The 26279-nt window shown below is 48.5% G+C and carries 19 protein-coding genes; 10 read left to right on the forward strand and 9 right to left on the reverse strand.

The features are described 5' to 3' along the window. Window positions 1-51 precede the first annotated feature (51 nt). From DWY57_RS07665 to DWY57_RS07690, 6 genes are all read left to right on the forward strand, one after another. Complete coding sequence (locus tag DWY57_RS07665; RefSeq protein ID WP_117964531.1) at window positions 52-1314, forward strand: TolC family protein; 1263 nt, start codon at window positions 52-54, stop codon at window positions 1312-1314. A gap of 34 nt (window positions 1315-1348) precedes the next feature. Next, window positions 1349-2239 carry an HlyD family efflux transporter periplasmic adaptor subunit gene (locus DWY57_RS07670; protein ID WP_117600895.1) on the forward strand — a complete coding sequence of 297 codons (891 nt, stop codon included), beginning with the start codon at window positions 1349-1351 and terminating at the stop codon, window positions 2237-2239. Next, entirely contained in the window at window positions 2217-3674 is a 1458-nt protein-coding gene (locus DWY57_RS07675; RefSeq protein ID WP_119961533.1) for an ATP-binding cassette domain-containing protein, read from the forward strand. Before DWY57_RS07670 ends, DWY57_RS07675 begins: the two co-directional genes overlap by 23 nt. A gap of 47 nt (window positions 3675-3721) precedes the next feature. Next, window positions 3722-4825, forward strand: a complete 1104-nt coding sequence (locus DWY57_RS07680) for an ABC transporter permease (RefSeq protein WP_119961534.1) — start codon at window positions 3722-3724, stop codon at window positions 4823-4825. Between the two features lie 112 nt (window positions 4826-4937). Continuing rightward, window positions 4938-6053 (forward strand): ABC transporter permease, encoded by a 1116-nt coding sequence (locus DWY57_RS07685; RefSeq protein WP_119961535.1) that lies wholly within the window; start codon window positions 4938-4940, stop codon window positions 6051-6053. A 301-nt stretch (window positions 6054-6354) separates the two neighbouring features. Then, entirely contained in the window at window positions 6355-7491 is a 1137-nt protein-coding gene (locus tag DWY57_RS07690; protein ID WP_117600892.1) for an acyltransferase, read from the forward strand. 80 nt (window positions 7492-7571) lie between these two features. Here DWY57_RS07690 and DWY57_RS07695 read toward each other — a convergent pair whose 3' ends face one another. The 9 genes from DWY57_RS07695 to DWY57_RS07735 all read right to left on the reverse strand — a co-directional run bounded on the left by DWY57_RS07695 (window position 7572) and on the right by DWY57_RS07735 (window position 18245). Beyond that, complete coding sequence (locus tag DWY57_RS07695; protein ID WP_171030452.1) at window positions 7572-8015, reverse strand: Hsp20/alpha crystallin family protein; 444 nt, start codon at window positions 8013-8015, stop codon at window positions 7572-7574. A 246-nt stretch (window positions 8016-8261) separates the two neighbouring features. Continuing rightward, window positions 8262-8729, reverse strand: coding sequence for a hypothetical protein (locus DWY57_RS07700; RefSeq protein WP_117600891.1), 468 nt, complete (start codon window positions 8727-8729; stop codon window positions 8262-8264). Between the two features lie 34 nt (window positions 8730-8763). Further along, window positions 8764-10065, reverse strand: a complete 1302-nt coding sequence (locus tag DWY57_RS07705) for a GNAT family N-acetyltransferase (protein ID WP_119961536.1) — start codon at window positions 10063-10065, stop codon at window positions 8764-8766. Between the two features lie 421 nt (window positions 10066-10486). Continuing rightward, complete coding sequence (locus tag DWY57_RS07710; protein WP_119961537.1) at window positions 10487-12154, reverse strand: long-chain fatty acid--CoA ligase; 1668 nt, start codon at window positions 12152-12154, stop codon at window positions 10487-10489. A 115-nt stretch (window positions 12155-12269) separates the two neighbouring features. Continuing rightward, entirely contained in the window at window positions 12270-13721 is a 1452-nt protein-coding gene (locus DWY57_RS07715) for a potassium/proton antiporter (RefSeq protein ID WP_119961538.1), read from the reverse strand. 94 nt (window positions 13722-13815) lie between these two features. After that, window positions 13816-15123, reverse strand: a complete 1308-nt coding sequence (locus DWY57_RS07720) for an ATP-binding protein (RefSeq protein ID WP_008664461.1) — start codon at window positions 15121-15123, stop codon at window positions 13816-13818. After that, the gene (locus DWY57_RS07725; RefSeq protein ID WP_016273810.1) at window positions 15113-16483 is read right to left on the reverse strand and encodes a sigma-54 dependent transcriptional regulator; all 1371 of its coding nucleotides are present in this window, start codon (window positions 16481-16483) and stop codon (window positions 15113-15115) included. Before DWY57_RS07725 ends, DWY57_RS07720 begins: the two co-directional genes overlap by 11 nt. 243 nt (window positions 16484-16726) lie before the next feature. Beyond that, the gene (locus DWY57_RS07730) at window positions 16727-17464 is read right to left on the reverse strand and encodes a hypothetical protein (RefSeq protein ID WP_005827685.1); all 738 of its coding nucleotides are present in this window, start codon (window positions 17462-17464) and stop codon (window positions 16727-16729) included. Next, window positions 17439-18245 (reverse strand): metallophosphoesterase, encoded by an 807-nt coding sequence (locus tag DWY57_RS07735; protein ID WP_044468801.1) that lies wholly within the window; start codon window positions 18243-18245, stop codon window positions 17439-17441. The genes DWY57_RS07730 and DWY57_RS07735 overlap by 26 nt, the downstream gene beginning before the upstream one ends. 284 nt (window positions 18246-18529) lie before the next feature. Between DWY57_RS07735 and DWY57_RS07740 the strand changes: the two genes are divergently transcribed. From DWY57_RS07740 to DWY57_RS07755, 4 genes are read left to right on the forward strand one after another with little or no spacing between them, the layout of a single operon-like run. After that, window positions 18530-20845: an FtsX-like permease family protein gene (locus DWY57_RS07740; protein WP_119961539.1), complete on the forward strand. Its 2316-nt coding sequence runs from the start codon at window positions 18530-18532 to the stop codon at window positions 20843-20845. A 25-nt stretch (window positions 20846-20870) separates the two neighbouring features. Beyond that, on the forward strand, window positions 20871-21554 hold the full coding sequence (locus tag DWY57_RS07745; protein ID WP_057258604.1) for an ABC transporter ATP-binding protein: 684 nt from the start codon (window positions 20871-20873) through the stop codon (window positions 21552-21554). Between the two features lie 21 nt (window positions 21555-21575). Beyond that, window positions 21576-23879: an ABC transporter permease gene (locus tag DWY57_RS07750; protein ID WP_119961540.1), complete on the forward strand. Its 2304-nt coding sequence runs from the start codon at window positions 21576-21578 to the stop codon at window positions 23877-23879. A gap of 22 nt (window positions 23880-23901) precedes the next feature. Continuing rightward, complete coding sequence (locus DWY57_RS07755) at window positions 23902-26205, forward strand: FtsX-like permease family protein (protein ID WP_119961591.1); 2304 nt, start codon at window positions 23902-23904, stop codon at window positions 26203-26205. Window positions 26206-26279: the final 74 nt, after the last annotated feature.

Below are 26279 nucleotides of genomic sequence, written 5' to 3' on the forward strand. Positions count from 1 at the left end.
TATCTTTGCATGTGTATAGAACAAAACCATGTAGAATAAACAAGAAACAGAATGGATATGAAACGAACCGTTTTCTTTTTTACCCTTTCTCTTGCCGCCATGCTGGCACATGCCCAGCTCACGTTGGAGGAGTGTCAGCGCCGGGCGCAGGACAATTATCCGTTGGTCAGGCAATATGGACTGATAGAAAAGGCACGCGAGTACGACCTCTCTAATGCCGGAAAAGGTTACTTGCCCCAGTTCTCCCTATCCGGCAAGGCCACGTACCAGAGTGACATCACCCGGCTACCGGTCGAAATCCCTAATCTCGACATCAAGACTGCTTCGAAAGACCAGTACCAGGTGATGCTCGAAGTGCAGCAGACCCTCTGGGATGGTGGGGATATACGTTCCAGAAAACGATTGACGCGTGCCGCCTCGGAAGTGGAACTGGAAAAACAGCATGTAGACATGTATGCCTTGACTGACCGGGTGAACCAGCTCTTTTTCGGCATCCTGCTGCTGGACGAACAGCTGAAACAGAACAGCCTCTTGCAAGAAGATTTGGGCAGAACCCACAAGCAGGTAGCCGACTATATAGCCAATGGCATCGCCACCCCGAGCGACCTGGATGCAGTCAGCGTAGAGCAACTGAACACCAGGCAGCACCGTGTGGAATTGGAGACCACCCGTCGTGCATACCTCAGCATGCTTGCTGCCTTTACGGGCAAGGATCTCTCTTCCGAAACGGTTTTATTGAAACCGGCTGCCGAAGAAAACATAGACCGGCAGATGAACAACCGTCCCGAACTTCGTTGGTACGATGCGCAGGGAGAGCAACTCCGCCAGCAGGAGGCAGCCTTGAACACCCGGTTGATGCCGCGTTTCGGCCTTTTTGTACAAGGGGCATACGGCAATCCGGGGTTGAATATGCTGAAAGATGAATTCAACGCCTATTACATGGCGGGGGTGCGCATGTCCTGGAATTTCGGCAGTCTGTATACGTTGAAGAACGACCGCCGCAGGATAGACAATACCCGCCAACAGATAGAGACCGGCCGGGATGTGTTCCTTTTCAACATTCGCCTGCAGGCTACGCAGCAGGATGCGGGCATTGTATCCATGCGCCGCCAGATGGTGGATGATGACGAGATTATCCGTCTGCGTGGGAATATCCGCCGTGCAGCCGAGGCCAAGGTACAGAACGGGACAATGACCGTGACCGATATGCTGCGGGAGATTACCAACGAAAGTATGGCACGACAGACTAAGGCATTGCATGAGGTGCAGTTGCTGATGAACATCTGGCAGCTGAAATATACGCTGAACAATTAGTGACTATAATCCGTAATTTATAACTTGAAATAGTATGAAATCATTGAAATTATTTCCTTTTTTATTTCTCCTTGCCGCCTGCACCGGCGGTGCTCCGAAATATGATGCGACGGGAACGTTCGAGGCTACCGAAGTCATCGTTTCTGCCGAGGCGTCCGGAAGACTGCTGAGTTTCGACATCGAGGAAGGCACGACACTGAAAGACGGGCAGGAAGTAGGCATTATAGATACCGTCCAACTCTATCTGAAGAAACTCCAGTTGGAGGCCAGTGTCAAGTCCGTGGAAGGCCAGCGGCCCGATATCCTGAAACAAGTAGCCGCCACTCAGGAACAGATTGTGCAGGCACGGCGCGAACGCGATCGTGTGTCCAACCTGCTCCGTGTGGGTGCCGCCAACCAGAAGCAGCTCGATGATGCCGAGTCCCTTCTCGAAGTCCTCCGCAAGCAGCTCGACGCCCAGAACTCCACCCTGCGCAACAGCGACCGCAGCCTCACTTGGCAAAGTTCCTCCGTCGGCATCCAGGTGGCGCAGATAGAAGACCAGCTGCGCAAATGCCACATCACCTCTCCGCTGACGGGAACCGTCCTTGCCAAATATGCCGAAGCCGGAGAGCTGGCTGCTCCCGGTACCCCTCTTTTCAAAGTGGCGGATATGGAGCAGATTTACCTCCGTGCCTACATCACCTCCGAACAGCTTGCCGAAATCAAGCTGGGGCAGCAAGTGAAGGTTTATGCGGATTATGGCAAGGATGTGCGCCAAGAATATCCTGGCGTTGTCACCTGGATTTCCGATACCTCCGAATTTACTCCAAAAACTATCTTGACGAAAGACGAGCGCGCCAATCTGGTCTATGCCGTAAAGATTGCCGTGAAGAATGACGGGATGCTGAAAATAGGAATGTATGGAGGCTGTAACTTTAACTAATATCTCCAAACGTTACGGCAGCGTGGAAGCCCTGCGGGGTGTCTCTCTGTCAGTAGCTCCCGGTGAGCTTTTCGGCATCATCGGGCCGGACGGTGCGGGCAAGACATCGCTTTTCCGCATCCTCACCACCTTGCTGCTTGCCGACGGAGGCTCGGCTTCGGTCTGCGGCCTGGATGTGGTGAAGGACTACAAAGCCATCCGCAGGCGGGTGGGGTATATGCCCGGACGCTTCTCCCTCTATCCGGACTTGACGGTAGAGGAGAATCTCAATTTCTTCGCCACCGTTTTCCACACCGCCATCGAGGAGAATTATGATTTGGTGCGCGACATTTACCGGCAGATAGAACCTTTCCGCAAGCGCCGCGCCGGAGCGTTGTCCGGCGGCATGAAGCAGAAACTCGCCCTTAGCTGTGCTCTTATCCATAAACCGGATGTCCTCTTCCTGGACGAACCCACTACGGGCGTCGACCCCGTGTCCCGCAAGGAATTCTGGGGAATGCTCTGCCGGCTGAAGGAGCAGGGTATCACCATCATTGCTTCCACCCCCATCATCGACGAAGCGCGCCAATGCGACCGCATCGCCTTCATCAACGAAGGGGAGATAAAAGGCGTCGATACCCTTGACCGCATCCTGACACGTTTTGCGGGCATCCTCTGCCCTCCGGGCTTGCAGCACGAACGGGTGGAAAACCACGAAAACAATGTGATTGAAGTGGAAGGGTTGACCAAGCGTTTCGGCAATTTTACCGCCGTAGACCACATCTCCTTCCAAGTCCATCGGGGCGAGATTTTCGGTTTCCTGGGAGCCAACGGGGCAGGCAAGACCACCGCCATGCGCATGCTTACGGGGCTTAGTCGTCCCACCGGTGGCAAGGCGTGCGTGGCAGGCTTCGATGTGGCTTCCCAACCCGAAGAAGTGAAGAAGAACATCGGCTACATGAGCCAGAAATTTTCCCTTTACGAAGACCTCAAGGTGTGGGAGAATATCCGCCTCTTTGCCGGTATCTACGGCATCCCCGAAGCGGAGATTGCTCCTAAAACGGAGGAGCTGCTCCTCCGCCTCGGGTTGGAAAAGGAACGTGACACACTGGTGAAAAGCCTTCCACTGGGCTGGAAGCAGAAGCTGGCCTTCTCCGTCTCCATCTTCCACCGTCCCAAGATTGTCTTTCTGGATGAGCCTACGGGTGGGGTAGACCCCGCCACGCGCCGCCAGTTCTGGGAACTGATTTACCAGGCTGCCGACGAGGGCATCACCGTCTTTGTCACCACCCACTTTATGGACGAGGCAGAGTATTGCGACCGCATCTCCATCATGGTAGATGGCGTCATCCGTGCACTCGACACTCCCGGGGAGCTGAAACGGCAGTTCAATGCCACTACAATGGACGATGTATTCCAACAACTGGCTCGCCAAGCCGTGCGAACCGCCGACTGAGAATCCGTGAAATCCGCGTTATCCGAGCCTAAATATAAATATAGACAATGAAACAATTCATATCTTTCATCCGAAAAGAGTTCTTCCATATCTTCCGCGACCGGCGCACGATGCTGATTCTGCTGGGCATGCCCATCGTGCAGATAATCCTTTTCGGTTTTGCCATCACCACCGAGGTGAAGAACGTGCGTGTGGCGGTGCTCGACCCGTCGAATGACGTAGTTACCCGCCGTATCATCGACCGCATGGATGCAAGCGAATACTTCACCGTCATCTGCCGCCTGTATTCTCCCGCCGATATGGAGGCTTCTTTCGGAAGAGGGGAGATTGACATGGCGCTTGTTTTCAGCGAGCGTTTCTCGGACAAGCTTTATACCGGCGAGGCGCGCGTGCAGCTTGTCTCCGACGCCACAGACCCCAATATGGCGACTATGCAGGCAGGCTATGCCGCAAACATCATTTCCTCTGCCGGGCAGGAGATGCTTCCGCCGGGAGTGCATGCCGCTGCCATCGTACCCCAGCTCAAGCTGCTGTACAATCCGCAGATGAAGAGTGCCTACAACTTCGTGCCGGGTGTCATGGGGCTTATTCTGATGCTGATTTGCGCCATGATGACCTCCATCTCCATTGTGCGCGAGAAGGAGACGGGGACGATGGAGGTCCTGCTGGTTTCTCCCGTCAAACCGCTTTTCATCATTCTGGCAAAGGCGGTGCCCTATTTTGTGCTGTCGTTTGTCAACTTGACCACCATTCTTCTGCTTTCGGTCTATGTGTTCGATGTTCCCGTGGCGGGCAGCTTGTTCTGGCTGGTGGTGGTGTCGCTGCTATTCATCTTTGTCTCCCTGGCGCTGGGGCTGCTGATTTCCACGGTCACCCGGACGCAGGTTGCCGCTATGCTGGTGTCCGGACTGATGCTGATGATGCCCACCATGTTGCTTTCGGGCATGATATTCCCCATTGAGAGTATGCCCGTTATCTTGCAGGCCATTTCAGCTGTGCTTCCTGCACGCTGGTATATCCAGGCGGTGCGTAAGCTGATGATTGAGGGAGTGGATGTTTCGCTTGTGCTGATGGAGGTCGGCATACTTGCCACGATGGCGGTATTGCTGATAACGGTGAGTTTCAAGAAATTCAAGCATCGGCTTGAGTAAAGAGCGGATATGAATTTTATATTAATTATTCAGGCAGAAGAACATAAGGACAAAAGGATACGGGAAATCTGTTCTTTTGTTCTTATGTCTAAAATCTTTAAAATATCGTCTTATGATAAAGTTTCTCATTGAAAAGGAATTCAAGCAGTTGTTCCGCAACTCCTTCCTGCCCAAGCTGATTTTCATTTTTCCGTGCATGATTATGATACTGATGCCCTGGGCCGCCAATCTGGAGATAAAGAACATCAATCTGAATATAGTGGACAATGACCACAGCGTCTTGTCCCGCCGTCTGGTAGATAAAATCGGCGTATCCACTTATTTCCGCCTGACAGCGCTTTCCGATACATACGATGAGGCTTTGCTCGCCATTGAAGCCGGTTCGGCGGATGTCGTGCTGGAGATTCCCCGCGATTTCGAAAAGGATTGGGTGAAGGGAGAGGCGCCCCGTCTGCTGGTGGCGGCCAATGCCGTGAACGGTACGAAGGGCAGTCTGGGAGGTTCCTACTTGTCTTCCATCATCAGTGACTATACCCGTGAACTGGGTTCGGAGTCGTCTTCGCAAGGGCTTGCCGGGAAGTTGCTTCCCCGGGTGGATATCGCTACACAAAACCTTTACAATCCCACTCTGAACTATAAGCTTTTCATGGTTCCCGCCCTTATGGTGATGCTGCTGACCATGATTTGCGGTTTTCTCCCCGCCCTCAATGTGGTGGGCGAGAAGGAGGCGGGCACCATCGAGCAGATAAATGTCACTCCCGTCCGCAAGTTCACCTTCATTGCCGCCAAGCTGATACCTTACTGGCTGATAGGCCTGGTGGTGCTCACCATCTGTTTCGTGCTGGCATGGCTGCTTTACGGCATTCTGCCGGCGGGGCATTTCCTCACTATCTATGGCATGGCTCTGGTGTTTCTGCCGGTGGTGTCGGGGTTCGGGCTGGTCATATCCAATCATTCGGCAACGTTGCAGCAGGCCATGTTCGTCATGTGGTTCTTCATGCTTATCCTTATCCTGATGAGCGGTCTTTTCACTCCCATCCACAGTATGCCCGAATGGGCGCAATGGATTACCCGCATCAATCCGCTGCGCTATTTTGTGGAGGTGATGCGTACCATCTATCTCCGTGGCGGCGGATTTGCCGAACTGTTTCCGCAGTTGGGAGCCTTGTTGGTCTTTGCATTGGTCTTCAATCTGTGGGCGGTAAAAAGTTATAGGAAAAGCAGTTAACTGATTTTTCTATATTAGCATCCCATTTGGCTTTTTTTCTTGAAGAAAGGCTACACCATTTGCCTTGGATAGCTACACCCTTTTGTGTTTAAGGCTACACCATGAGGAGGAAAAGGTGTAGCCCTTTTATTATGGATAATGAAAGCTGTTTTTTGTGTGGAAAGGGGGGCTAGTAGTGATATATATCTAATAGCTGTTATACTTGTTAATTAATTGATAGAGTTTATATGATATTTATCAGTTCCCTTATTGGAAAAAACTCTTATCTTTGCGCGCAAATTAATAAATATCTTATACCAAAATGAATACACAGACTACTTATCTTGCCTCGAAACCGCATTATGAGATTCTTGACGGACTGCGCGGCGTGGCGGCTGTCATGGTTATTATCTTCCATCTTTTTGAAGCACATGCAGGCGGCAGTCATCTTACTCAAATTATCAATCATGGCTATCTGGCAGTGGATTTCTTTTTCATGCTCTCCGGTTTTGTTATCGGTTATGCTTATGATGACCGTTGGAACCGGATGACCGTGGGCACTTTCTTCAAACGCCGTATCATTCGCCTGCATCCTATGGTGATTATGGGAAGCATTGTGGGCGCTGCCTTTTTCTATTTTCAAGAGTCGCCTTGTTTTCCACCTATCGAGAATACGTCTGTTGGAACCATGCTGCTGGTAATGTTACTAGGCTGTACTTTGCTTCCCCTTCCGCTGAAGTTCGACATTCGTGGCTGGACGGAAATGCATCCGTTGAATGGTCCGGCATGGTCGCTCTATTATGAATATATCGGTAATATTCTGTATGCGTTGTTTGTACGCAAGTTCAATAAGGTGGCCTTATCGGTGCTGGTATTTGTGGCAGGGTGTTTTACGGTGTACCGTTGTCTGACTGCTCCTGCTGGTGATATTGTGGGTGGTTGGGCCTTGAACTGGGAACAGCAGTATGTGGGCATGGTCCGGCTGATGTATCCGTTTTTCGGCGGATTGCTTCTGTCACGCCTCGGCTGGCTGATACGGCTTGAAAAGCGTGCTTTCTGGTGGTGTAGCCTGCTGATTGTGGTGGTTCTTTCCATTCCCCGTATCGGAGGTGAGGACGGCTACTGGATGAACGGGCTTTACGAGGCTTTCTGTATTATCTGCATCTTCCCGGTCATTGTTTCGATGGGAGCCGGCGGCAAGGTGACCGGTAAGCGCTCTACTGCCGTATGCAAGTTCCTGGGAGATATTTCCTATCCGATTTATATCACCCATTATCCATTGGTATATACTTATACGGCTTGGGTATGCAACAATAACGCTACAATGGTGGAAGGCATCCCTTATATGATGCTTACTTTCGTTGGAGCTTTTGTTCTTGCTTATGCTTGTTTGAAACTGTACGACGAACCGGTGCGCAAGTGGCTGACAGATCGTTTTCTGAAAGGGAAAAAGAAATAGTTCCGCATAGCTATGGATATAAAAAATCTCCCGTTGCATTATCTTGTGCAGCGGGAGATTTTCTTTTTAATGGCCGGGCGTTATTTTACGTCGATGAATTTCTTGGCCTTTTCTTTTTCTGCTTCTGTAAACTTAGGCAATGTAATGTTCAACACGCCGTTTTCTACATGGGCGCCAATCTTTTCCTTGTCTACATCGTCCGGAAGAATCATGGTTTGCTGGAACTTGGTGTATGAGAATTCGCGACGCAAGTAGCGGCCTTCCTTCTTTTCGTCCTTGCTGTTCTCTTCCTTGCTTTCTGTTTTCTTTTCCATGCTGATGACCAGATTGTTTTCTTCGTCGATGTGAACGTTGAAGTCTTCTTTTGTCATACCGGGAGCAGCCAATTCAACTTTGTACTCTTTTGCTGTTTCGAATACGTTGATGGCAGGGGCGGTGGCATTTGCTTTTACCATCCAATCATTGTCAAAGAAATCATTAAAAATACTCGGTAACCAATTTTGGTTTCTTCTTACAGGCATCATAGTTATAGTCTCCTATTGTTTAAGTTAAACATGCTATTTAGTTTTGAACTCCGGTTCTTTGTCTTCGGGTGCCTGCCTTTTGGGTTTTTCACCGTCCGTTTCTTGAACCGTCGTTCGCTAACTATATTGCAAACCTTATGCCAACCGGTCTTTGCTGACTCTATTGACTATTTGTCATTGAAAAACTGACTTATTTGCTTGTTTAATGCCATTTTGCTATCTTATTTATTTAAAATTGATAGATTTTCAGACTAATTTAAAACGCATTCTCCAACGCTTGGCTTCTTCGTCCCAATCGTGACTGATGATTTTGAAGGTTCCGATTTCTGATGTATTCTCCACATGTACTCCGATGCAGAGGCATTCGTCGTAATCGCCTACTTTCACGACACGTACCGTTTCCGAAGCACCATCGGGCAGGCGTTCCAAGTCGAAACGTCCTTGCGCTTCCTCTTGCGTAATGAATTCTGTTGTGACGGGCAGCTGTCGGGCGATTACCTCGTTTACGGCCTCTTCCAGCTTCTCTATTTCTTCTTCCGTGGGGCAGGCGGCAAGACGGTAGTCCAGCTTGCTTTTCTTCCGTTCTATGTGTGCTGATATGGAGCGGCTGCAACCGAATAACCTTATCATAGTCTGGTTGATGATGTGCTCCGTTGTATGCATAGGAGGGTACTCCTGCTTGTTGTGGTCATTGAGATGAGGTTGTTGTTCCATGTATAATTTCAATAGTTGATATATATTTGATATTTTATTGTTTGAGGTTGGCCAGCACTTCTTCTTTCAAGATGCTGTATATATGTATATCTGTATATTCTCCAGAAGCCAGCAGTTCTCCGCAACGTTCTGTTCCTTCATGGATGAAACCGAGGCGAACCGGTACTGCGTTGCTGGCTGCATTGCCCACGGCACAGCGAATTTGTATCCGCTTTATCTCTTTTTCTTGTACGGCCCACAGACACAGCTTGCGGACACTTTCAGTAATGATGCCCCGGTGCTGGTATTCCGGCAGTAGCCAATAGCCGAGTTCTGTACGGTGGTTGTCGAAATCGGAGAAATGGAAACCTATCAGTCCGCAGATTTCATGTTGTTGGTTCCAAATGCCGAATATAGGTTCATTTCGTTCGGCAGGAGCAGATAGTACCTGACGTAAAAAAGCTTCTTCATCAGCTGTTGTGCGCATATTATCCACAAATGGCAGCCATGTTCTTAAGTAGTCCCGGTGTGTGTCGATGGCATGGTAGATGGCTGCGGCATCTTCTATTCTGATTTCCTGCAGATAAATGTCCGGAAGGATGGGGAAGGAAATGGGAGAGGAGAGGATATGTACGTCTCTTGATTGGGAAAGCTGTATCCTTTCCCTGATTTTTCCCCAGGCATGTGTATCGAACAGACAGCTTTCACGCATGGTGTGATACATCTCCTTGAACCGGGACATGGGGATAGTGAAGCCCAATAAGTCCGCTTCGAAGTATGGGCGGACGGAGGGGTCGAAGAATCCCAGGAAAGTGCGTTTCCCTTGTTTCTGGTTTTCAATGATGGTTTGGGTAATGACGGAGCAACAGCCGGAGCCGAATGGGGCTGCCACGGCATCCAATGCATTGTTGTCGAAGAAGGTCCATGTCACCAGTCCGGATAGAATGTCAGGAGTTGGCAGGAACAGCACGCCTTCCACCTCGTCAAAGGAAGGTATCTTGTCTATGCGGGCAAAATGCAGATAGGCTTTGTCCGCTTTGGGAATCTGTAGCTCATTGACAAAATCTACCACCATTTCGGGAGTCCTCTTGTATTTCTCTTTCAAGGAGACAAAACCCGGGACGCGCTCGGGCATTTCTGTAAATCCGGTATAGAACTTGCCTCCTCCGCAGGTGATTGTTTCGTTGCTGAGACTGACGGTTTTGCCGTCTCTGACTTGTTTCATGCATTTGAAGAGACAACCGGTTACTTTCTCTGTAGATGGCTCCATTCGGTCTGAATACCAAAAGGCGATGGGGAGTTCGGCATGTTGGCCGAAAGCTTCCTGATAATTGACAATAAATGTGTGTATATCCATGATGCTCGGATGATATATGTTTTTCTGTTTCTTGCAAATATAATGGAAAATGGTGACATTTTATTCTTTTTGACGGAAAGTACGGGCATAAAAAAAGGAGTACCGCTGTACTCCAACCTTTGTTAACCTTAAATCTAATACTATGAAAAACACATTGCAAAGATACGGACTTCTGATAAATCTGCAAATTATCCAACTAAAAAAGTATGTTTTATAACACTTATTAGCTGTTTATTCCTTTGCTTCTATTTTTGTTAACAAAAAGGATGCGAATGTGTCAAAAGCACATGAAGACTTTTATAATGTTATAATATTAGGCGCGGATTACGCGGAATAACGCAGATTCAATAAACTGAATCCGTAAAATCTGCGTTATCCGCACCTAAAATAAAGCGTTAAAGAAGGTTTTGATACATTCCCCTTACCCTTTTGCTTCCTGATACATAAATCTTTTAATGCTCTTCTTTGCTGTTTTCTCGAACTCCTCGAAGTGTATCTTGACTTTTGTAATCTGGCTGTAGGCCGGTAATTGCAGATTCAATTCATTCCGATTGTTCTCCATAACCTTTTCGATGTCCGATTGTTCCATACCGTGGGCGAATGCATCGTCAAAGTCCGGATAGATAAGAGCCACGAGCTTGTCGTTCTGCAATACGATCAGTGATTCGGACACATAGGGCATGTTATTCAGTTTGCTTTCAATCTCTTCGGGATAGATGTTCTGGCCGCTGGCTGTGAGCAACATGTTCTTGCTACGTCCGCGGACAGTGACATATCCTTCGGTATCCATCGTTGCAAGGTCGCCGGTGTGCAGCCAGCCGTTTACATCGATGATTTGGGAAGTCGCTTCGGCATTTTTGTAATAGCCCAGCATCAGATTGGCACCTTTACAGATTATTTCTCCTGCCACGTTCTGAGGGTCGGGAGAGCCTATCTTTACTTCCATGCGGCTGGTTGCCTTGCCACAAGAGGCCAGTTTCAATGTTTCCCAGCGGCTGGAACAAATGATGGGGCCGCATTCCGTCATTCCGTATGCAATGGTATAGGGGAAACCTATCTGCTTCAAGAAGCGTTCCACTTCGGCATTGAACGGTGCCCCTCCGATGATTATTTCATCGAAATTACTGCCGAATACTTCCATTGCCTTTTTGCGCATGTCGGCCTTGATTTTGTCGTTGACGATGGGCATCCGCAATAGCAGCTTGCCTATTTTATTGTCTATCCGGGGCAGGATATCCTTCTTGATAATCTTTTCTACGATAAGCGGTACACACGAAATGACCCGTGGCCTGATTTCGGAGAATGATTGTGCAATAATCTTGGGAGACGGCATACGGGTAAGGAAATACAGATGGGCGCCTGCGGAAAAACCGTATAGAAAATCGTACACCATACCAAATACATGTCCCAGAGGCAGCATGGATACAATATGGTCGCCCGGACGTACAGGAAGCATCTCATGGCAATATGCAACATTGGACCAAAGGCTGCGATAAGGAAGCATGACCCCTTTGGAATATCCCGTCGTGCCCGAAGTATAGTTGATGACAGCCAGTTCTTCGGGGGATTCCTCCTTGCGGTAACTGATATGCTCGGGGCGGAAATTCTTGGGGAAACGTGTGCCATAGAGGACGTTGCGATGTTCGAAAGCCTCCATCAGCTGCTCGTTGCGGCAAACTACCGGAGTGAAGTCCGTCAGCAGTACGATACCCATCAGCAGGGGCATTGCCTCTTCATTGAGGTTTTCCCATGCCCGGTCGCCGACAAACAGCAGCTTGGCTTCGGAATGGTTGACGATGTTGTGGATATTGTCGGCTTTGAACTCATGCAGAATGGGAACGATGACAGCTCCATAGGTAACCGTCGCCAGAAAAGCGACTGCCCAGTGTGCACTGTTACGTCCGCAAACGGCAATCTTGTCACCGGGCCTGATGCCGGCGCTTTCCAATACGATATGGAATTTGGCTATTTTCCGTGCTACATCTTTGTATTGTAGTGTAATTCCTTTGTAGTCTGTCAGGGCGTTGCGATCCCAGTTTTTAATAATGCTTTGTTCTATATAATCGATGAACCCTTGTTCTTGTTCCATTCAGCTGCTGCACACTTTAGTTAAAACTGCGCAAAGATAGGTCTTATAGTGATGCAAAGCAAATAGTTTCCGTTTTTTTCTTGCCCTGAAACGGATAGAAACTTATCTGTAATTCTTATTCCTTGCTATTTTCCGAAATAAGAAGCAGCTTGTCGCCTACATGCAGTTTTAATGTTCCGTTCGGGATGAGGTACTCATCGCCACGTTTTACAATCATCACCAGTGTGCCTTTGGGCAGGTTCATGTCTTTCAGGGTATCTGCCTGGTCCAGCATTTCTTGTGTAATGGTCATATCGTGCAGGTTGGAGTCAATCTCTTCGGGCAGCTCAACTCCGAAATCATTTCCGGTCTTTTCCAGCGGGGTGGAGAGGCCCAGCAGCCGGGCTACCCAGGAGACTGTGGTACCCTGGATGATCAGTGAGACGATGGTTATGAAAAATACGATGTTGAAGATGACATGGGCACCGGGCACATTAGCCACCACGGGATAGGTGGCAAAGATAATGGGTACTGCGCCACGTAATCCTACCCACGATACGAATAGCCGTGACTTGAGGGTGATTCTCTTGCCAAAAGGCAGCAGGCAGAGAAAAACGCTGAGAGGACGTCCCACAACAATCATGAAGACGCCGATGAGCAATGCCACGACTGCCACTTCCAGCATCTCATGGGGGTTGACGAGCAGACCGAGGCAGAGGAACATGATGATTTGGAAAAGCCAGGTCAGTCCATCCATAAAAGTATAAATCTCTTTCCGGTGCATGATTTTGTTATTGCCTACCATCATTCCGGCGATATACACGGCCAGGTAACCGTTGCCTTTCAGCAGGTCGGTGATGGAGAAGGTGAAGAATACAAAGGACAGCAACAGGATAGGATAGAGTGCCTGGTTGTCTATATTCAGCCGGTTCAGCATAAGGATGGCCAGCTTTCCGAGGAAATAACCGGTTGCGGCACCGACAATGAACTGTATGGCAAAAGAGCCCAATATCTGGGGAACTCCCATTCCGGAGGACTGGATGAATTGAATCAGCACGATTGTCAGCATATATGCCATCGGGTCGTTACTACCGCTTTCCAGTTCCAGCATGGGGCGCAGATTATGCTTCAGGTTCATTTTTTGTGAACGCAGAATGGCGAATACAGAGGCTGAGTCGGTAGATGACATGGTGGATGCAAGCAAAAGGGAGGTTATCAACGGCAGGTGGATGTTGGTCCAGCTCATGCCGGACAGCCACCAGATAAATAATCCGGTAAAGAGGGCCGTGAGCAGCACTCCTGCAGTTGACAAAACAATGCCGGGAGTCAATATGGGCTTTATCTCCGTAAACTTGGTGTCCATGCCACCGGAGAACAGAATGATGCTGAGTGCAACCATGCCGATGAACTGTGCTTCCTTGGCGTTGTGGAACTGCAATCCCAATCCGTCACTGCCGAACAGCATACCGACGACAAGGAAAAGCAATAACGCAGGTACTCCGAAACGGTAGCCGGTCTTGCCGACAATGATGCTGACGAAAAGTAATATGGAACCTATAAGTAGTATGTTTCCTGCTGTAAATATCATAAATTCTATGCTATATAGTTTGAAATGTGATGTTTCTTATGTCTAATAGTACAAAGATATGCATTGTGTTTAACAAATACAAATCTAAAATAGTTCAATTGAACTTTAAAATAAAGGTGGTTTCTTTACCGGGCAATAAGGATAAATTTCCGCCGGAAAGCCTCATTATTTGCCGGGAAATACTCAATCCAATACCGCTTCCACCCTCTTTGGTCGTAAAGAAGGGGATAAATATGTGTTCGGCAATGTCATTGGGAATGGCAGGTCCGTTGTTGGAAATTTCTATCAGTATGGCTTCCGCTTCATTGCAGTAGGCACGTATGTTGATATGTCCTTCTTTATCTGTATTTTTATCCGATTCGATGGCTTGTATGGCATTTTTCAGTAAGTTGATGACTACTTGTGATACCAGGTTCTCATCGGCATATAGAATAAGGTCGCTTGGCGCGATGTCCGTATGAAAGGTGACCCGGACATCGGGGTGCTGGTGACGGGCGAGTTCGACCATCCGCTCGATAAAACTTTTTACATAGAACAAGGATGGTTCGGGGGTGGGAATACGGGTGAATTTCCGGTATGATTCCACAAAAGAGAGCAGGCCCTTGCCCGTGCTGCTGATAGTCTGCAGGCCGTTTCTGATTTCTTCTTTGGAAACTTGCGCTTCGGTCAGTCCCAGCAGTGTATCGCTTAGGGAGGTTATGGGAGTGACGGCATTCATTATTTCGTGCGTCAGTACGCGGGTAAGCCTAATCCAGGAATCTATTTCCTTTTCATCCAGCTCGTTGTTGATGTCGTTCAGGGCGAGGATGCGAAGATGCTCTTTACGGACTGTAATGTCGCTGACGCGGACAGACATGTTGACAGTGCCTCGTTCGTTGTTGAAAGGCATTTGCAATTTGTCTCCCGGGCGGCAATTGGCAAGAAGGGACGAAAGACGCGGATCCACGCGGTTCAGCTGGCTGACGTGGGTAAAGACATTGAGGCCCAGCAAACGGAGGGCTTCACTGTTTTTTTGATATACGGCACCATTGTCGTTCAGGACAAGGATACCGGTATTCACGCAGTCCAGAATGAGTTCGTAGTACTTTTCTTGCTGGGCTGTTTCACTTTTCACATTATAAAGTATATGGGCAACCCGGTTCAATGCACGGTTTACGAGGCGTGCGTCGGCAGTGTTTTCCGTTTCGGAGAAGTGGATGGCATTGTCGTTGTTTTCGATGGCGTCGAGCATGAAAAGCACCTTCCGCACATGATGGCGGTATAACTTCTGCTGCCAGTACAAGGCTATGGGAAGCAGCGCGGTACAGAGCGCGCCCCAAAATACGTCTACAGTCCACATCACCCCTGCAAGGAGTGCTACTGCCAGACTGACGGCAACGCGGAATGAATAATTAAAGGCCATACTTCTTCATTTTGTTGTACAACGTCTGGCGGGTGATACCCAGTTGTGCGGCGACGGCAGAGAGATTTCCGCTACATTTGTCGAGCGTCTTCCGTATCATCTGCATTTCCATTTCTTCGAGCGTGGATGCGGCTGCTTCGGGAGTGCCGGTTCGCCGTGCCAGCTGGAACAGTTCTGCAGGAAGGGTTTCGTTGTCACAGATGATAATGGCTTTTTCGATGGCATGTTCCAGTTCGCGGATATTGCCGTACCAGGGGTGGAGCGTAAGCTTCTCGCAGGCGCCGTCCGTCAGCTTGACGGGGGGCTTGTCATATTGCTTGCAGAAGCGGGCGATGAAAAGTTCTGCAAGGGGGATGATGTCTTCGGGCCGCTCGCGCAACGAGGGTATCTCGAGGTGTATCGTATTGATGCGGTACAGCAAGTCCTCGCGGAATTCGCCTTTTGCCACCATCTCGGGCAGATTGCGGTTTGTGGCGCAAATCAGCCGTATGTCTACGGGAATGGGAGTGTTGCTGCCTACACGGACAATGCTGCGGCGTTGGATGGCGGTCAGCAGTTTGGCTTGCAGATGGTAGGGGAGATTGCCTATTTCATCGAGAAAGAGGGTGCTGCGGCTGGCTGCTTCGAACTTGCCGGCACGGTCGGCATGGGCATCGGTGAAAGAGCCTTTTACGTGGCCGAACAGTTCGCTTTCGAAAAGGCTTTCGGTGACTGCACCCATATCCACACTTACCATCTCCTGCCGGTTGCGCGGTGAAAGGGAGTGAATTTCGCGTGCCAGCATCTCTTTACCGGTACCGTTCTCGCCCGTAATAAGGATATTGGCATCGGTAGAGGCCACTTTTTCCACCAAAAGGCGGAGCTGCTGCATGGCTGGGCTGTTTCCCCAATACATGTTGCGGGTATCCGCAAACGGGTGGCTGCTTTCTGCCGTACGCCTGGCATTTGGGCCGTTGGCCGGAGATTTTGTTTCAGAAGCCGATACGGCATTCAGCAAGGTTTCCACCAGTTTCTGGTTGTTCCAGGGTTTCACGACGAAGTCTGTGGCTCCTTCCTTGATTCCCCGTACGGCAAGGTCAATGTCGGCATAAGCGGTGAACAGCACTACGGGCAGGGTGGGACATTGCTTCTTTATTTCATGGAGCCAGTATAGTCCCTCGTTGCCGGTATTGATGCCCGAGGTGAAGTTCATGTCAAGAAGAACCACTTGCCATGACCTTTCCCGCAATACGCTGGGCAGGGTTACGGGAGAGGGAAGTGTGATTATCCCTTCAAAATATGGCTTCAACAAAAGCTGCAAGGCGGTAAGTACGCCTCGGTTATCATCGACAATCAGGATGTTTCCGTTTTTTTTTGCCATAAACTATTTCTGTTTTCTGCAGGCAAAGTTAATGATTTATCTGTATTATATGCTTTATTCTATATTTTTGCTTACTAAGAATTAATCGTCCGACAGCTGTTGAATTATCGTCCAACAGTTATCGGACGATAATTCAACAGCTGTCGGACGATAATATAACGATTGTGGGACGAATAGATTTAAGTAAAACAGAAATTAGTTTGTAGCAACTTCAGTAAGAGCTCATGGCGGTACTGAAAAAATTTATAGCAGTTGCAGTTTGATGCCAAATGACAAGCTCAGATAATCCTTGGGTTTCAGATACTTGTTGGTGAAGGCGCTGACTACATATAGGTCACATGTACTTATTTCATAGAAGAAAGTGATTTCTTTGGCCGTGAACCGCCGTTGCGGGTCGATGTCGTAAGTGATGCGCTGTCCTAAGAATGCATGGATGCGTACCTTGGAGGAGAAACCATAATATCCTTTAGGGTAGCGTTCCGGTTCATTGACCCAGAATTCATCGCCGAATACCGTGTTCAGATACATACCGCAAGCCAGCGGTTCTACAGAAAAACGGCTCTGTTTTATTTGCAGGCTCCAGGGAAGGTAGTTCTGCTTGACGGTGAATGTCAGCTTGGTACGTTTGGAGTCATATTTGGGCAATACTCCGAAGAATACGTCTGTTTCCCATTGGTTTCTTCTGCCGTAATCCCATCCGGTACCGAATGACAGCAACCCCATATTGCCGGCAAACTGAATTTTGGTGTGCGTCGGAATCAAGGCCTCCCAATGCCTGCGGTAGCGGTGTACGCGGCGGTCATAACGGTTCTCTCTGGTCTGGCTTTCAATGACGGCATCCGGTTGCAGGTCCATCCATACGGTATCGTGTTCTATGATGAAGATGGTATCTCTCTCTTGTGAAAAAGCAGAAAAAGAGCATACCGACAAGAAGACGACGGCGCATGCCAGATGATTAATAATATGCCACTTCGCGTTCATATCCGTCGGGGGTTATGGTGAATATATAGTAATTGCGGTTCTTCATGCAGTCGCTCATGTAATACATTATCCCATCTTCAAAGAGGTCTTTCTCGAAGCGATGGTGTTCGTGTGCGGATGTACAGAACTGCAGTCCGGGAAATTCCTTGATGTAACGCTGGAATACGTGTGCCACATTATTGTTGAACTCGTTGCAGAACGGGCGTATATGCATGGACACAACGGTTTTATCGAATTCCTCTTCATGGTCGCGTATCTGTGCGGCAAGAAACTCGAAGTCGGGAATGGGGCGGGAGTAGTCAAATTCGATGGCGTTGGTATTCAGGCAGACAAACTTTACCCGTCCTGCAATGAAGGAGAAATTGGGGTCTCCGAATATTGCACGATAAGTCTCTTCGCCCGTGCCCAGGCAGTCGTGATTGCCGAGAAGTACCACATAGGGTATCTTGAGTTTGTTCATAATGTCCCGTTGCCAAAGGAACTCGTCTGTTACACCGAAGTCACTGACGTCTCCGCCATGAATGACGAAATCTATGTCGTCCCGCTTGTTGAGGTGGCTTACAAAATCGGCGGTCTCGTCGTACCAGCGCTGGGAGTCACCCATTGTTACGAACCGGATTGTTGTCTTGTTCTGGCAGTTCTGCTCTATTTGGGCAATGTTGTGGGCATTGACATCGGTTTCACCGCTGATGTGTACATCGTAAGGGTGATAATCTATCATGTCGCAGCCGGCTATAAGCAGGCATAGGAATGAAGGATATAAGAGTTTGGGGAATTTCATGTGCAGGTGCTTCATTTTACGTTTATACTCTATCTTTAGAAAACTGTGGGCAAAGGTAAAGTTTTCATTCTTATGGATTCTTTTCTAATTTCCCTTTTTTTTGTTCTATGAGGCTGAACAGAGATTCGGCCTCTGTCTAATTTTTAGACGGGAGTGTCTAAAAATTAGACACCTTTGTCTTCTTCTGAAATGCAATATGCATTGATAATCAGATTTGTGCATTCTTTGGCACGCTTTCTGCAATATGAAAAGCAAGAAAATAAATCTAATAAACGATAAACGGAATGAAACAAATCTATTATGTAATTCAGACTTTACTGCGGGGACGCGGTTCGAATATCATCAAGGTCATTTCTTTGGGATTGGGATTGACGATGAGTATTCTGCTTTTCTCCCGCGTGGCATATGAACAGAGTTTTGACACTTGCTTCAAGGATTATGATAACTTGTATCAGGTATGGTCGATATTCTCGGTGAAAGGAGAGAAGTTTGAGCCTCAGGAGTGGAATTGCGGTCCCGTGGCAGGGGCCATTTTGGAGAACTTCCCCAAAGAGGTGGAGTCGGCGGTAAGTTTGAGCACGTCTATGGTATCTGCTCCCCTTTACAATGGAAGCGTGCGTCTTGATGACAGGAAGATTGCAGCCGATTCGCTGTTCTTCCGTACCATGGGTATCGACGTCCTGAACGGGAATCCCGAAAAGGACTTGGTGCAGAAGGATATTATTTTCTTGAGTGAACGCTTTGCAAGGAAAGTGTTCGGTGAGGAGAATCCTATAGGGAAAACGCTTAATTATGACCATCAGTTTGACCTGACGGTGAAGGGAATCTATGCCAATTTGCCTGAGAACGCCACAATCAATCCGGAAGCGGTTATCTCGATGCCTACCTTGTGGAGCCGCAACTGGAATAACTACTCGTGGAGCGGGGGAGACAGTTGGGTAGAGTTTATCCGTTTCCGTCCCGGTGCCGACAAATCTGTTGTCAATGCGCGTATTGATGCCATGATAGACAAATATCGCCCGGCAGAAGATAAGAAAGAGTACGGTTACACGGCTTTTGTGCAGCCCATCCGTGATACATACCGCAATTATGATGATGTGCAGCGGATGCGTGTCATCATGAGCATTCTTGGTTTTGCCATTCTTTTCATTGCGGCGTTGAACTATGTGCTGATTTCCATTTCCTCTTTGAGCTACCGCGCCAAGTCGGTAGGCGTACATAAATGCAGCGGTGCGAGCGGTGGCACGGTTTTCAGCATGTTTTTGCTGGAAACGGGTATCATCATTGTGGCGGCATTGCTGCTGATGGCGTTGATAATGCTCAACTTCCGCGATTTTGTGGAAGACACGGTCGTTGTAAAGCTCTCCACCTTGTTGGCTCCGGAGCGTATCTGGGTACCGTTGTCGGTAGTGCTTCTGCTGTTTATAGTGGGAGGCGTGTTGCCGGGTCGGCTCTTTGCGCGTATTCCCGTATCGCAGGTGTTCCGCCGCTATACCGAGGGGAAGAAGGGCTGGAAGCGTCCGTTGCTGTTTGTCCAGTTTGCAGGCGTGGCATTCATCAGTGGATTGATGTGTGTGGTGATGTCGCAATATCAGTATGTACTGAAAAAGGATATGGGGTATAATCCCAAGCAGATAGCCACAGGCAATGCCTACTGGGATAATGAAGCGACGCGTGACGCGGCTTATCAGTTCTTCAAAGGATTGCCCTACGTGGAAGCGGTGTCCAGTGCCAACAGCACACCCATTAGCGGATATAGCGGTTCGATGATTCATAGTGAGAGCGGGCAGGCACTGTTCTCTTGCCGCTCTTCTTATTTCATGCGCGAGGACTTTCCTGCCTTGATGGGCATGACTATGAAGACGGGACGTATGGCGCGCGATAAAGAGGAAGTCGTGGTGAACGAGACCTTTGCCGAGATGATGCGTTGGGGAGACGACGTCGTAGGCCGTACGGTATATACCGAAGGGAATACATTCAAGGTCGTAGGGCAGTTGAAGGATTTCCAGATAGAGAGTTTCAGAACCGAGAAGATGCCTTTCATAGCCTGGGGAAACAAGAATTTTTATGGAACGGTACATGTCCGTTTGAAAGAACCCTTTACCGAAAATCTGCAGAAGCTGAACCACGATGTAGCCGAGGCTTTCCATGACCAGACTATTGACTTTACCGGTTATGAGAAAAGGATAGAGAACAGCTATAATTCTGTCCGTGTATTCCGCAATGCCACTTTGATGGCGGCAGTGACCATGTTCTTCATCATGCTGATGGGGCTGATTGGGTATACCACCGATGAGGTGCGCCGCCGCAGCAAGGAGATTGCCATCCGTAAAGTGAACGGGGCAGAGGCATCCGGCATCTTGGAAATGTTGTCAAGGGATATACTCGTTGTGGCAGCTCCGGCAGTTGTCATCGGTACGGTATTGGCATGGTATGTCAACGGAATGTGGATGGAACAGTTCGCGGAGTGTATTCCCGTCAGTTGGGCAGTATACGTACTGGTAGTGATGGCCAATTTGGTGATTATCGTAGCCTGCGTACTTTGGAAGTCCTGGCGGATAGCGAACGAGAACCCGGTAAACAGCATTAAGAGCGAATGATAATAATATTAATACATAGAATATCATGATTGAAATTAACAACATCAGCAAAGTATTCCGTACTTCGGAAGTAGAGACAGTAGCATTGAATCACGTCAGCCTCGATGTAAAGGAGGGGGAGTTTGTAGCCATTATGGGACCGTCAGGTTGCGGCAAGTCCACCTTGCTGAACATCCTCGGGCTGCTGGACAATCCTACGGAGGGCAGTTACAAGCTGCTCGGTCAGGAAGTAGCGGACTTGAAGGAAAAGGAACGTACCCGTGTGCGCAAGGGCAAGCTGGGATTCGTGTTCCAGAGCTTCAACCTGATAGACGAACTGAACGTCTACGAGAATGTGGAACTTCCCCTTACGTATCTTGGCGTAAAGGCGGGTGAACGTAAGCGTATGGTAGAGGATATTCTGAAGCGGATGAACATCAGCCATCGCGCCAAGCACTTCCCGCAACAGCTTTCCGGCGGTCAGCAGCAGCGTGTGGCGATAGCCCGTGCGGTCGTAACCAATCCCAAGCTGATACTCGCCGATGAGCCTACCGGTAACTTGGACTCCAAGAACGGAGCTGAGGTGATGAATCTGTTGACAGAACTGAATAAAGAGGGTACTACGATTATTATGGTGACCCACAGCCAGCACGACGCCTCGTTTGCACACCGCACGATACATCTTTTCGACGGTAGTGTGGTGGCAAGTGTGGCAGCGCAGGATTTGTAACGGACTTTTAAAACAACTTCCATGAGACAACTATATTACACTCTTCAGACACTGATACGAGGAAAAGGCTCCAACCTCATCAAGATTATTTCCTTGGGACTGGGGTTGGCAGTCAGTATCCTCATTTTTTCCCGTCAGGCATTCGAGCTCAATTATGATACCTGCTACAAGGACCATGAACGTTTGTGTCTTGTCAAAACAGTATGGTATTACAACAACGAGTATCATCCTTCGCATATAACTCTTGGACCGGTGGCTGGTACCATTGCCGAAAACCTGCCTGACGAGGTGGAGAGTGTTACCGTCACCCAGCAATGGTGGAGCAATTCGGCTTGGTTTGCCAATGAACGCCGTTTCCAGACCAATGCCATGACGGCCGATTCTTGTTTCTTTGCCACTATGGGCATTGATGTTGTCAGTGGAGACCCTCGCGAGCTGAATAATCCGGAGGTGGTCTTCATCAGCAGGGAGCTGGCCGGCAGCATGTTTGCCGATAAGAATCCCATCGGGCAGACGGTGGTCTATAACAAACAGATGCCAATGACCGTGAAGGGCATTTTTGAGGATTTTCCCGAAAACTCCAGTTTCTATGGAAGTGGTGTCGTGATGTCTTTGGCTACCTCCTTCAAGCATCATTGGGGATACTGGGGATGGGGAGGTGGAGACAGCTATATGTCCTTTGTCCGTCTGCGCCCGGGGGTGCAACTGGACGATGTGAACACCCGAATAGAGAAACTTGCCGAGCAGGTGCGCAAGAGCGATGATGTGTTTATCAGTCTGGTTCCGATAAAGGACTACCGTATGGAATTTGGTATCAGTACCATGCGTATGGTATGGATTCTGTTGACGCTGGGAACCGCCATACTTTTTATTGTGGCGATGAATTATGTGCTTATTTCCATCTCAGCCATGAACCGTCGTGCCAAAGCTATAGGCGTACATAAATGTAGTGGGGCAAATACGGGAACTATTTTCGGTATGTTCTTATGGGAGACCGGAGTCATCATGCTTTTTTCCTTGCTGCTTGTAGCGCTGCTTCTATTTAATTTCCGTGAGCCGTTGGAGGACATGCTCGACGTTAGTCTTGCCGGTCTTTTCTCTTGGGAAAACATTTGGGCACCGCTTTCAGTGATAGTCATTTTGTTTATGATAGGCGGCATGTTGCCCGGGCAGCTTTTTGCCCGCATTCCGGTGACGCAGGTTTTCCGCCGGTACACCGAAGGCAAGAAAGGCTGGAAACGTCCGCTCTTGTTTGTGCAGTTTGCCGGTACCTCCTTTATTTTCGGCTTGTTGGGGCTGGTGCTTATGCAGAGCCATTACATCACCAATAAAGAACGTGGATTCGATTACCACCGGGTGGCTTATGCTTCGGGCGTATCCTTTGACTCGGATGCGGAAAGCGATGCCAATCGTAGTGTGATGCTTTCTTTGCCTTATGTGGAAGATGGAGCTTGTAGCAGTAATCTTCTTACAGACGGATTGAGCGGAGAAGGGGTTACGACTGATAACGGGCAGTGGATGAGCATACGTTGGGTGGAATTTGGCAAGGACTATGCCCCGTTTATGAAGTTGGAATTTGCGGAAGGCAAGAATATGGATGCTCCTGGGCAGATATTGGTCAATGAAACATTTTTGAAAATGATGCATTGGGAAGATAAACCGATAGGCAGGCAAGTGCGCAACGGCGATCGCATAGCGGGCAATATTGTAGGTGTACTGAAAGACTTTGCCACATCCAATGCCGCTTATGTGGCGGTGCAACCTATGTATGCAACTTATCTTGACCGATTTTCCGGAAACATCCAATTACGTCTGAAAGAGCCTTTTGACGATAACCTCAAGCGTTTGAATGAAGACATGGAAAAGCTGTTTCCCACCCGTGACATTGTATTTTCCTCGTTCCAAAAGGTCATTGACGACCAGAACAGTACCGTCACGGATTTCCGTAATGCAGCTTTACTGGCTGCCATAACCATCCTTTTTGTTACGTTAATGGGGTTGATTGGCTACATCAATGACGAGATACAACGCCGCAGCAAGGAAATTGCCATCCGTAAAGTGAATGGTGCGGAAGCGTCATCCATTCTCCGGCTTTTCTCGAAGGATATATTCTGGATATCCTTGCCGGCCGTTTTTCTTGGAGGGCTGGGAGCCTGGTATATAGGCGGTGTCTGGATAGAGCAGTTTGTGGAGGGAGTGGATTTTGGTATCTGCGGATTCTTGCTTATTGCATGCATTGTACTATTGCTCATCATCGGTTGTGTAGTATTCAAGGCATGGCGGATTGCCAATGAGAATCCGGTAGACAGTATCAAGAGTGAATAAAGAATAACTTCAGGAAATTATGATGAGTAGTCACATTTATTATACATTGCAAAGTTTATTGCATAGACGGGGGACCAATGCCATTAAAATCGTATCGTTAGCATTGGGACTGTTGATGTCCGTATTCCTATTTGCGCGGATTGCATTCGAGTTGAATTTTGATAGCTTTTATCATGATCCGGATAACCTTTATATTGTGAAGACGGGTTGGATGAAGAATGGTGTATTGGAAGGAGGAGAGAGTTTCTACACCATTATTCCGATTCCTGGCATTATAGCTGAAGAATTTTCAGATAAGGTGCAAGGGGCTACGGTCAGTTGTTCACTATTCGATGACGATTATAAGTTGGGTAACCGTCCGTTGGAATTGAAGACAGTGATTGCTGATACGCTCTATTTTTCTGTTCTCGGTTTGGATGTAGTAAAAGGAAATCCGCAGGATTTAGCGAATCCAGATGTAGTTTTCCTTTCAGAAACGGCAGTACGGCAGGTATTTGGTGATGAAAATCCCATAGGTAAGACTGTGTCATACGATTTCTGGGGGCATGAAGCTACTTTGCTTGTTAAAGGTATTTTTCGGGATGTTCCTTTGAATACTTCTTTGTATAAGCGTCCCGAAGCAGTTGTGTCTTTCTCGAATATAGAGAAGTACACGCAGTGGGGAATGGGATGGCAGAGTGGTGGGAATTATGACGGTTTCGTTCGGTTACGCAGTCCGCAAGATGCCGATTGGTTGAACGAACGGATATCAGCGGCTGTCGCACGGCACTTGCCATCGGATAGCGGGCTGGAACTGTCGGTCCATATTGTACCTATCCGCAGTGTGCATCTGGGTGAAGCGCAAGTCCGCAAAATGGTTTGGATTATGTTTTTCTTGGGTACTGTGTTACTTTTCACCACGACGTTGAATTATGTATTGATTTCCATTTCTTCGTTGACACAACGTGCCAAAGCGATAGGCGTACATAAATGTAGTGGTGCATCAGGTGGCAGTATCTTCTGTATGTTTCTGGTGGAAACGGCGATAGTAATAAGTGCGGCATTGTTGGTAGTCGGAATATTGGTTTATGTCTTCCATGAGCGGATGGAGGAGTTGGCGGCAGTCCCTCTTGCCGTATTGTTCGATTGGCAGCATTTATATGCGCCTTTGGCGGTAGTGGCGGTCTTGTTTGTTTTTGGAGGATGCTTACCTGCCATGCTCTTTGCCCGTATTCCCGTGACGCAAGTATTCAGGCGTTACACTTCCGGCCGCAGGGGATGGAAGCGGGTATTGCTCTTCGTACAGTTTATGGGTGCAGCATTCATTATAGGTATGATGCTGATGGTGTTCTTGCAATACCGCTATATGGTAGGGCGCGACCGTGGTTGGCGACCGGAACGTGTAGTGTCTATCTTCCAGAGAAAAGTGAATGCAGATCTGTTACGTACACAACTTCGTAACTTGCCCTATGTAGAGGCGGTTGCCTCGGCCGAACGCTCTATAACGGGCTTTGGAGCCAATCGCCCGATACTTGACGCTCAAGGCAACGAGATGTTCTATCCGCGTAATTCGTGGTTCGATAGTGACTACTTGCCTTTTATCGGTTTGAAATTGAAAGAGGGACATAACCTCACAGGGAAACACCAACTGCTGGTCAACAGCACGTTCTGTGAGAAAATGCATTGGACGGACAGCCCCATTGGCAAGCAGGTGAATGATTATGGTACGGTGGTAGGTTTGTTGGATAGTTTTGCATTTGTCGGCTGTACCAACGACAGTGAAGCCGTTATGATAGAATGGTTTGAAGGTACCGCATTTTGTCTGGAAGCCCGTCTTAAAGAACCGTTTGATGACAACCTGCGCCGACTGAATGAGGAAATGAGCCGTCTATATCCACAAGATGACCTTGTGTTCCGTTCTATGGAGCAAATGTTGGGCAATTATGCCGAATCTGTACGTGTCTTCCGCGATGTCACTTTATGGGCATCTTTCACCATTCTTTTTATCATTTTAATGGGGCTGGTGGGATATGTGGATGATGAAATACGTTTACGTTCCAAAGAGATTGCCATTCGTAAGGTGAATGGAGCGGAAACATCCGGTATATTGCGATTGCTGTCGCGTGATGTGCTTTGGATTGCCATACCGTCTGTAGTGCTTGGAACACTTGGAGCTTATGAGGTAGGGCAAATCTGGATCAGTCAGTTTAGTGATGTGGTACTACTGCCTATCGTCGGATATATCAGTATCGGCTTTTTGTTGCTTGCATTTATCGTGGGATGTGTAGTGATGAAATCATGGCATGTTGCCAACGAAAATCCGGTAAAGAGCATCAAGAGTGAATAAGATATTTTCCCACTTGGATGGCCTGCTCAAGGTAAACACATCATGCGTTTGGGGTGTATGGATGATGTGTTTTC

It is taken from the genome of Bacteroides sp. AF25-5LB, assembly GCF_003602965.1.
Taxonomy (GTDB): Bacteria; Bacteroidota; Bacteroidia; order Bacteroidales; family Bacteroidaceae; genus Bacteroides; species Bacteroides uniformis.

Bases quoted from the DNA above. Each gene is read 5' to 3' on its own strand.
- DWY57_RS07665 (WP_117964531.1), top strand. From the start codon at position 52: ATGGATATGAAACGAACCGTTTTCTTTTTTACCCTTTCTCTTGCCGCC.
- DWY57_RS07670 (WP_117600895.1), top strand. From the start codon at position 1,349: ATGAAATCATTGAAATTATTTCCTTTTTTATTTCTCCTTGCCGCCTGC.
- DWY57_RS07675 (WP_119961533.1), top strand. From the start codon at position 2,217: ATGGAGGCTGTAACTTTAACTAATATCTCCAAACGTTACGGCAGCGTG.
- DWY57_RS07680 (WP_119961534.1), top strand. From the start codon at position 3,722: ATGAAACAATTCATATCTTTCATCCGAAAAGAGTTCTTCCATATCTTC.
- DWY57_RS07685 (WP_119961535.1), top strand. From the start codon at position 4,938: ATGATAAAGTTTCTCATTGAAAAGGAATTCAAGCAGTTGTTCCGCAAC.
- DWY57_RS07690 (WP_117600892.1), top strand. From the start codon at position 6,355: ATGAATACACAGACTACTTATCTTGCCTCGAAACCGCATTATGAGATT.
- DWY57_RS07695 (WP_171030452.1), bottom strand. From the start codon at position 8,015: ATGATGCCTGTAAGAAGAAACCAAAATTGGTTACCGAGTATTTTTAAT.
- DWY57_RS07700 (WP_117600891.1), bottom strand. From the start codon at position 8,729: ATGGAACAACAACCTCATCTCAATGACCACAACAAGCAGGAGTACCCT.
- DWY57_RS07705 (WP_119961536.1), bottom strand. From the start codon at position 10,065: ATGGATATACACACATTTATTGTCAATTATCAGGAAGCTTTCGGCCAA.
- DWY57_RS07710 (WP_119961537.1), bottom strand. From the start codon at position 12,154: ATGGAACAAGAACAAGGGTTCATCGATTATATAGAACAAAGCATTATT.
- DWY57_RS07715 (WP_119961538.1), bottom strand. From the start codon at position 13,721: ATGATATTTACAGCAGGAAACATACTACTTATAGGTTCCATATTACTT.
- DWY57_RS07720 (WP_008664461.1), bottom strand. From the start codon at position 15,123: ATGGCCTTTAATTATTCATTCCGCGTTGCCGTCAGTCTGGCAGTAGCA.
- DWY57_RS07725 (WP_016273810.1), bottom strand. From the start codon at position 16,483: ATGGCAAAAAAAAACGGAAACATCCTGATTGTCGATGATAACCGAGGC.
- DWY57_RS07730 (WP_005827685.1), bottom strand. From the start codon at position 17,464: ATGAACGCGAAGTGGCATATTATTAATCATCTGGCATGCGCCGTCGTC.
- DWY57_RS07735 (WP_044468801.1), bottom strand. From the start codon at position 18,245: ATGAAATTCCCCAAACTCTTATATCCTTCATTCCTATGCCTGCTTATA.
- DWY57_RS07740 (WP_119961539.1), top strand. From the start codon at position 18,530: ATGAAACAAATCTATTATGTAATTCAGACTTTACTGCGGGGACGCGGT.
- DWY57_RS07745 (WP_057258604.1), top strand. From the start codon at position 20,871: ATGATTGAAATTAACAACATCAGCAAAGTATTCCGTACTTCGGAAGTA.
- DWY57_RS07750 (WP_119961540.1), top strand. From the start codon at position 21,576: ATGAGACAACTATATTACACTCTTCAGACACTGATACGAGGAAAAGGC.
- DWY57_RS07755 (WP_119961591.1), top strand. From the start codon at position 23,902: ATGAGTAGTCACATTTATTATACATTGCAAAGTTTATTGCATAGACGG.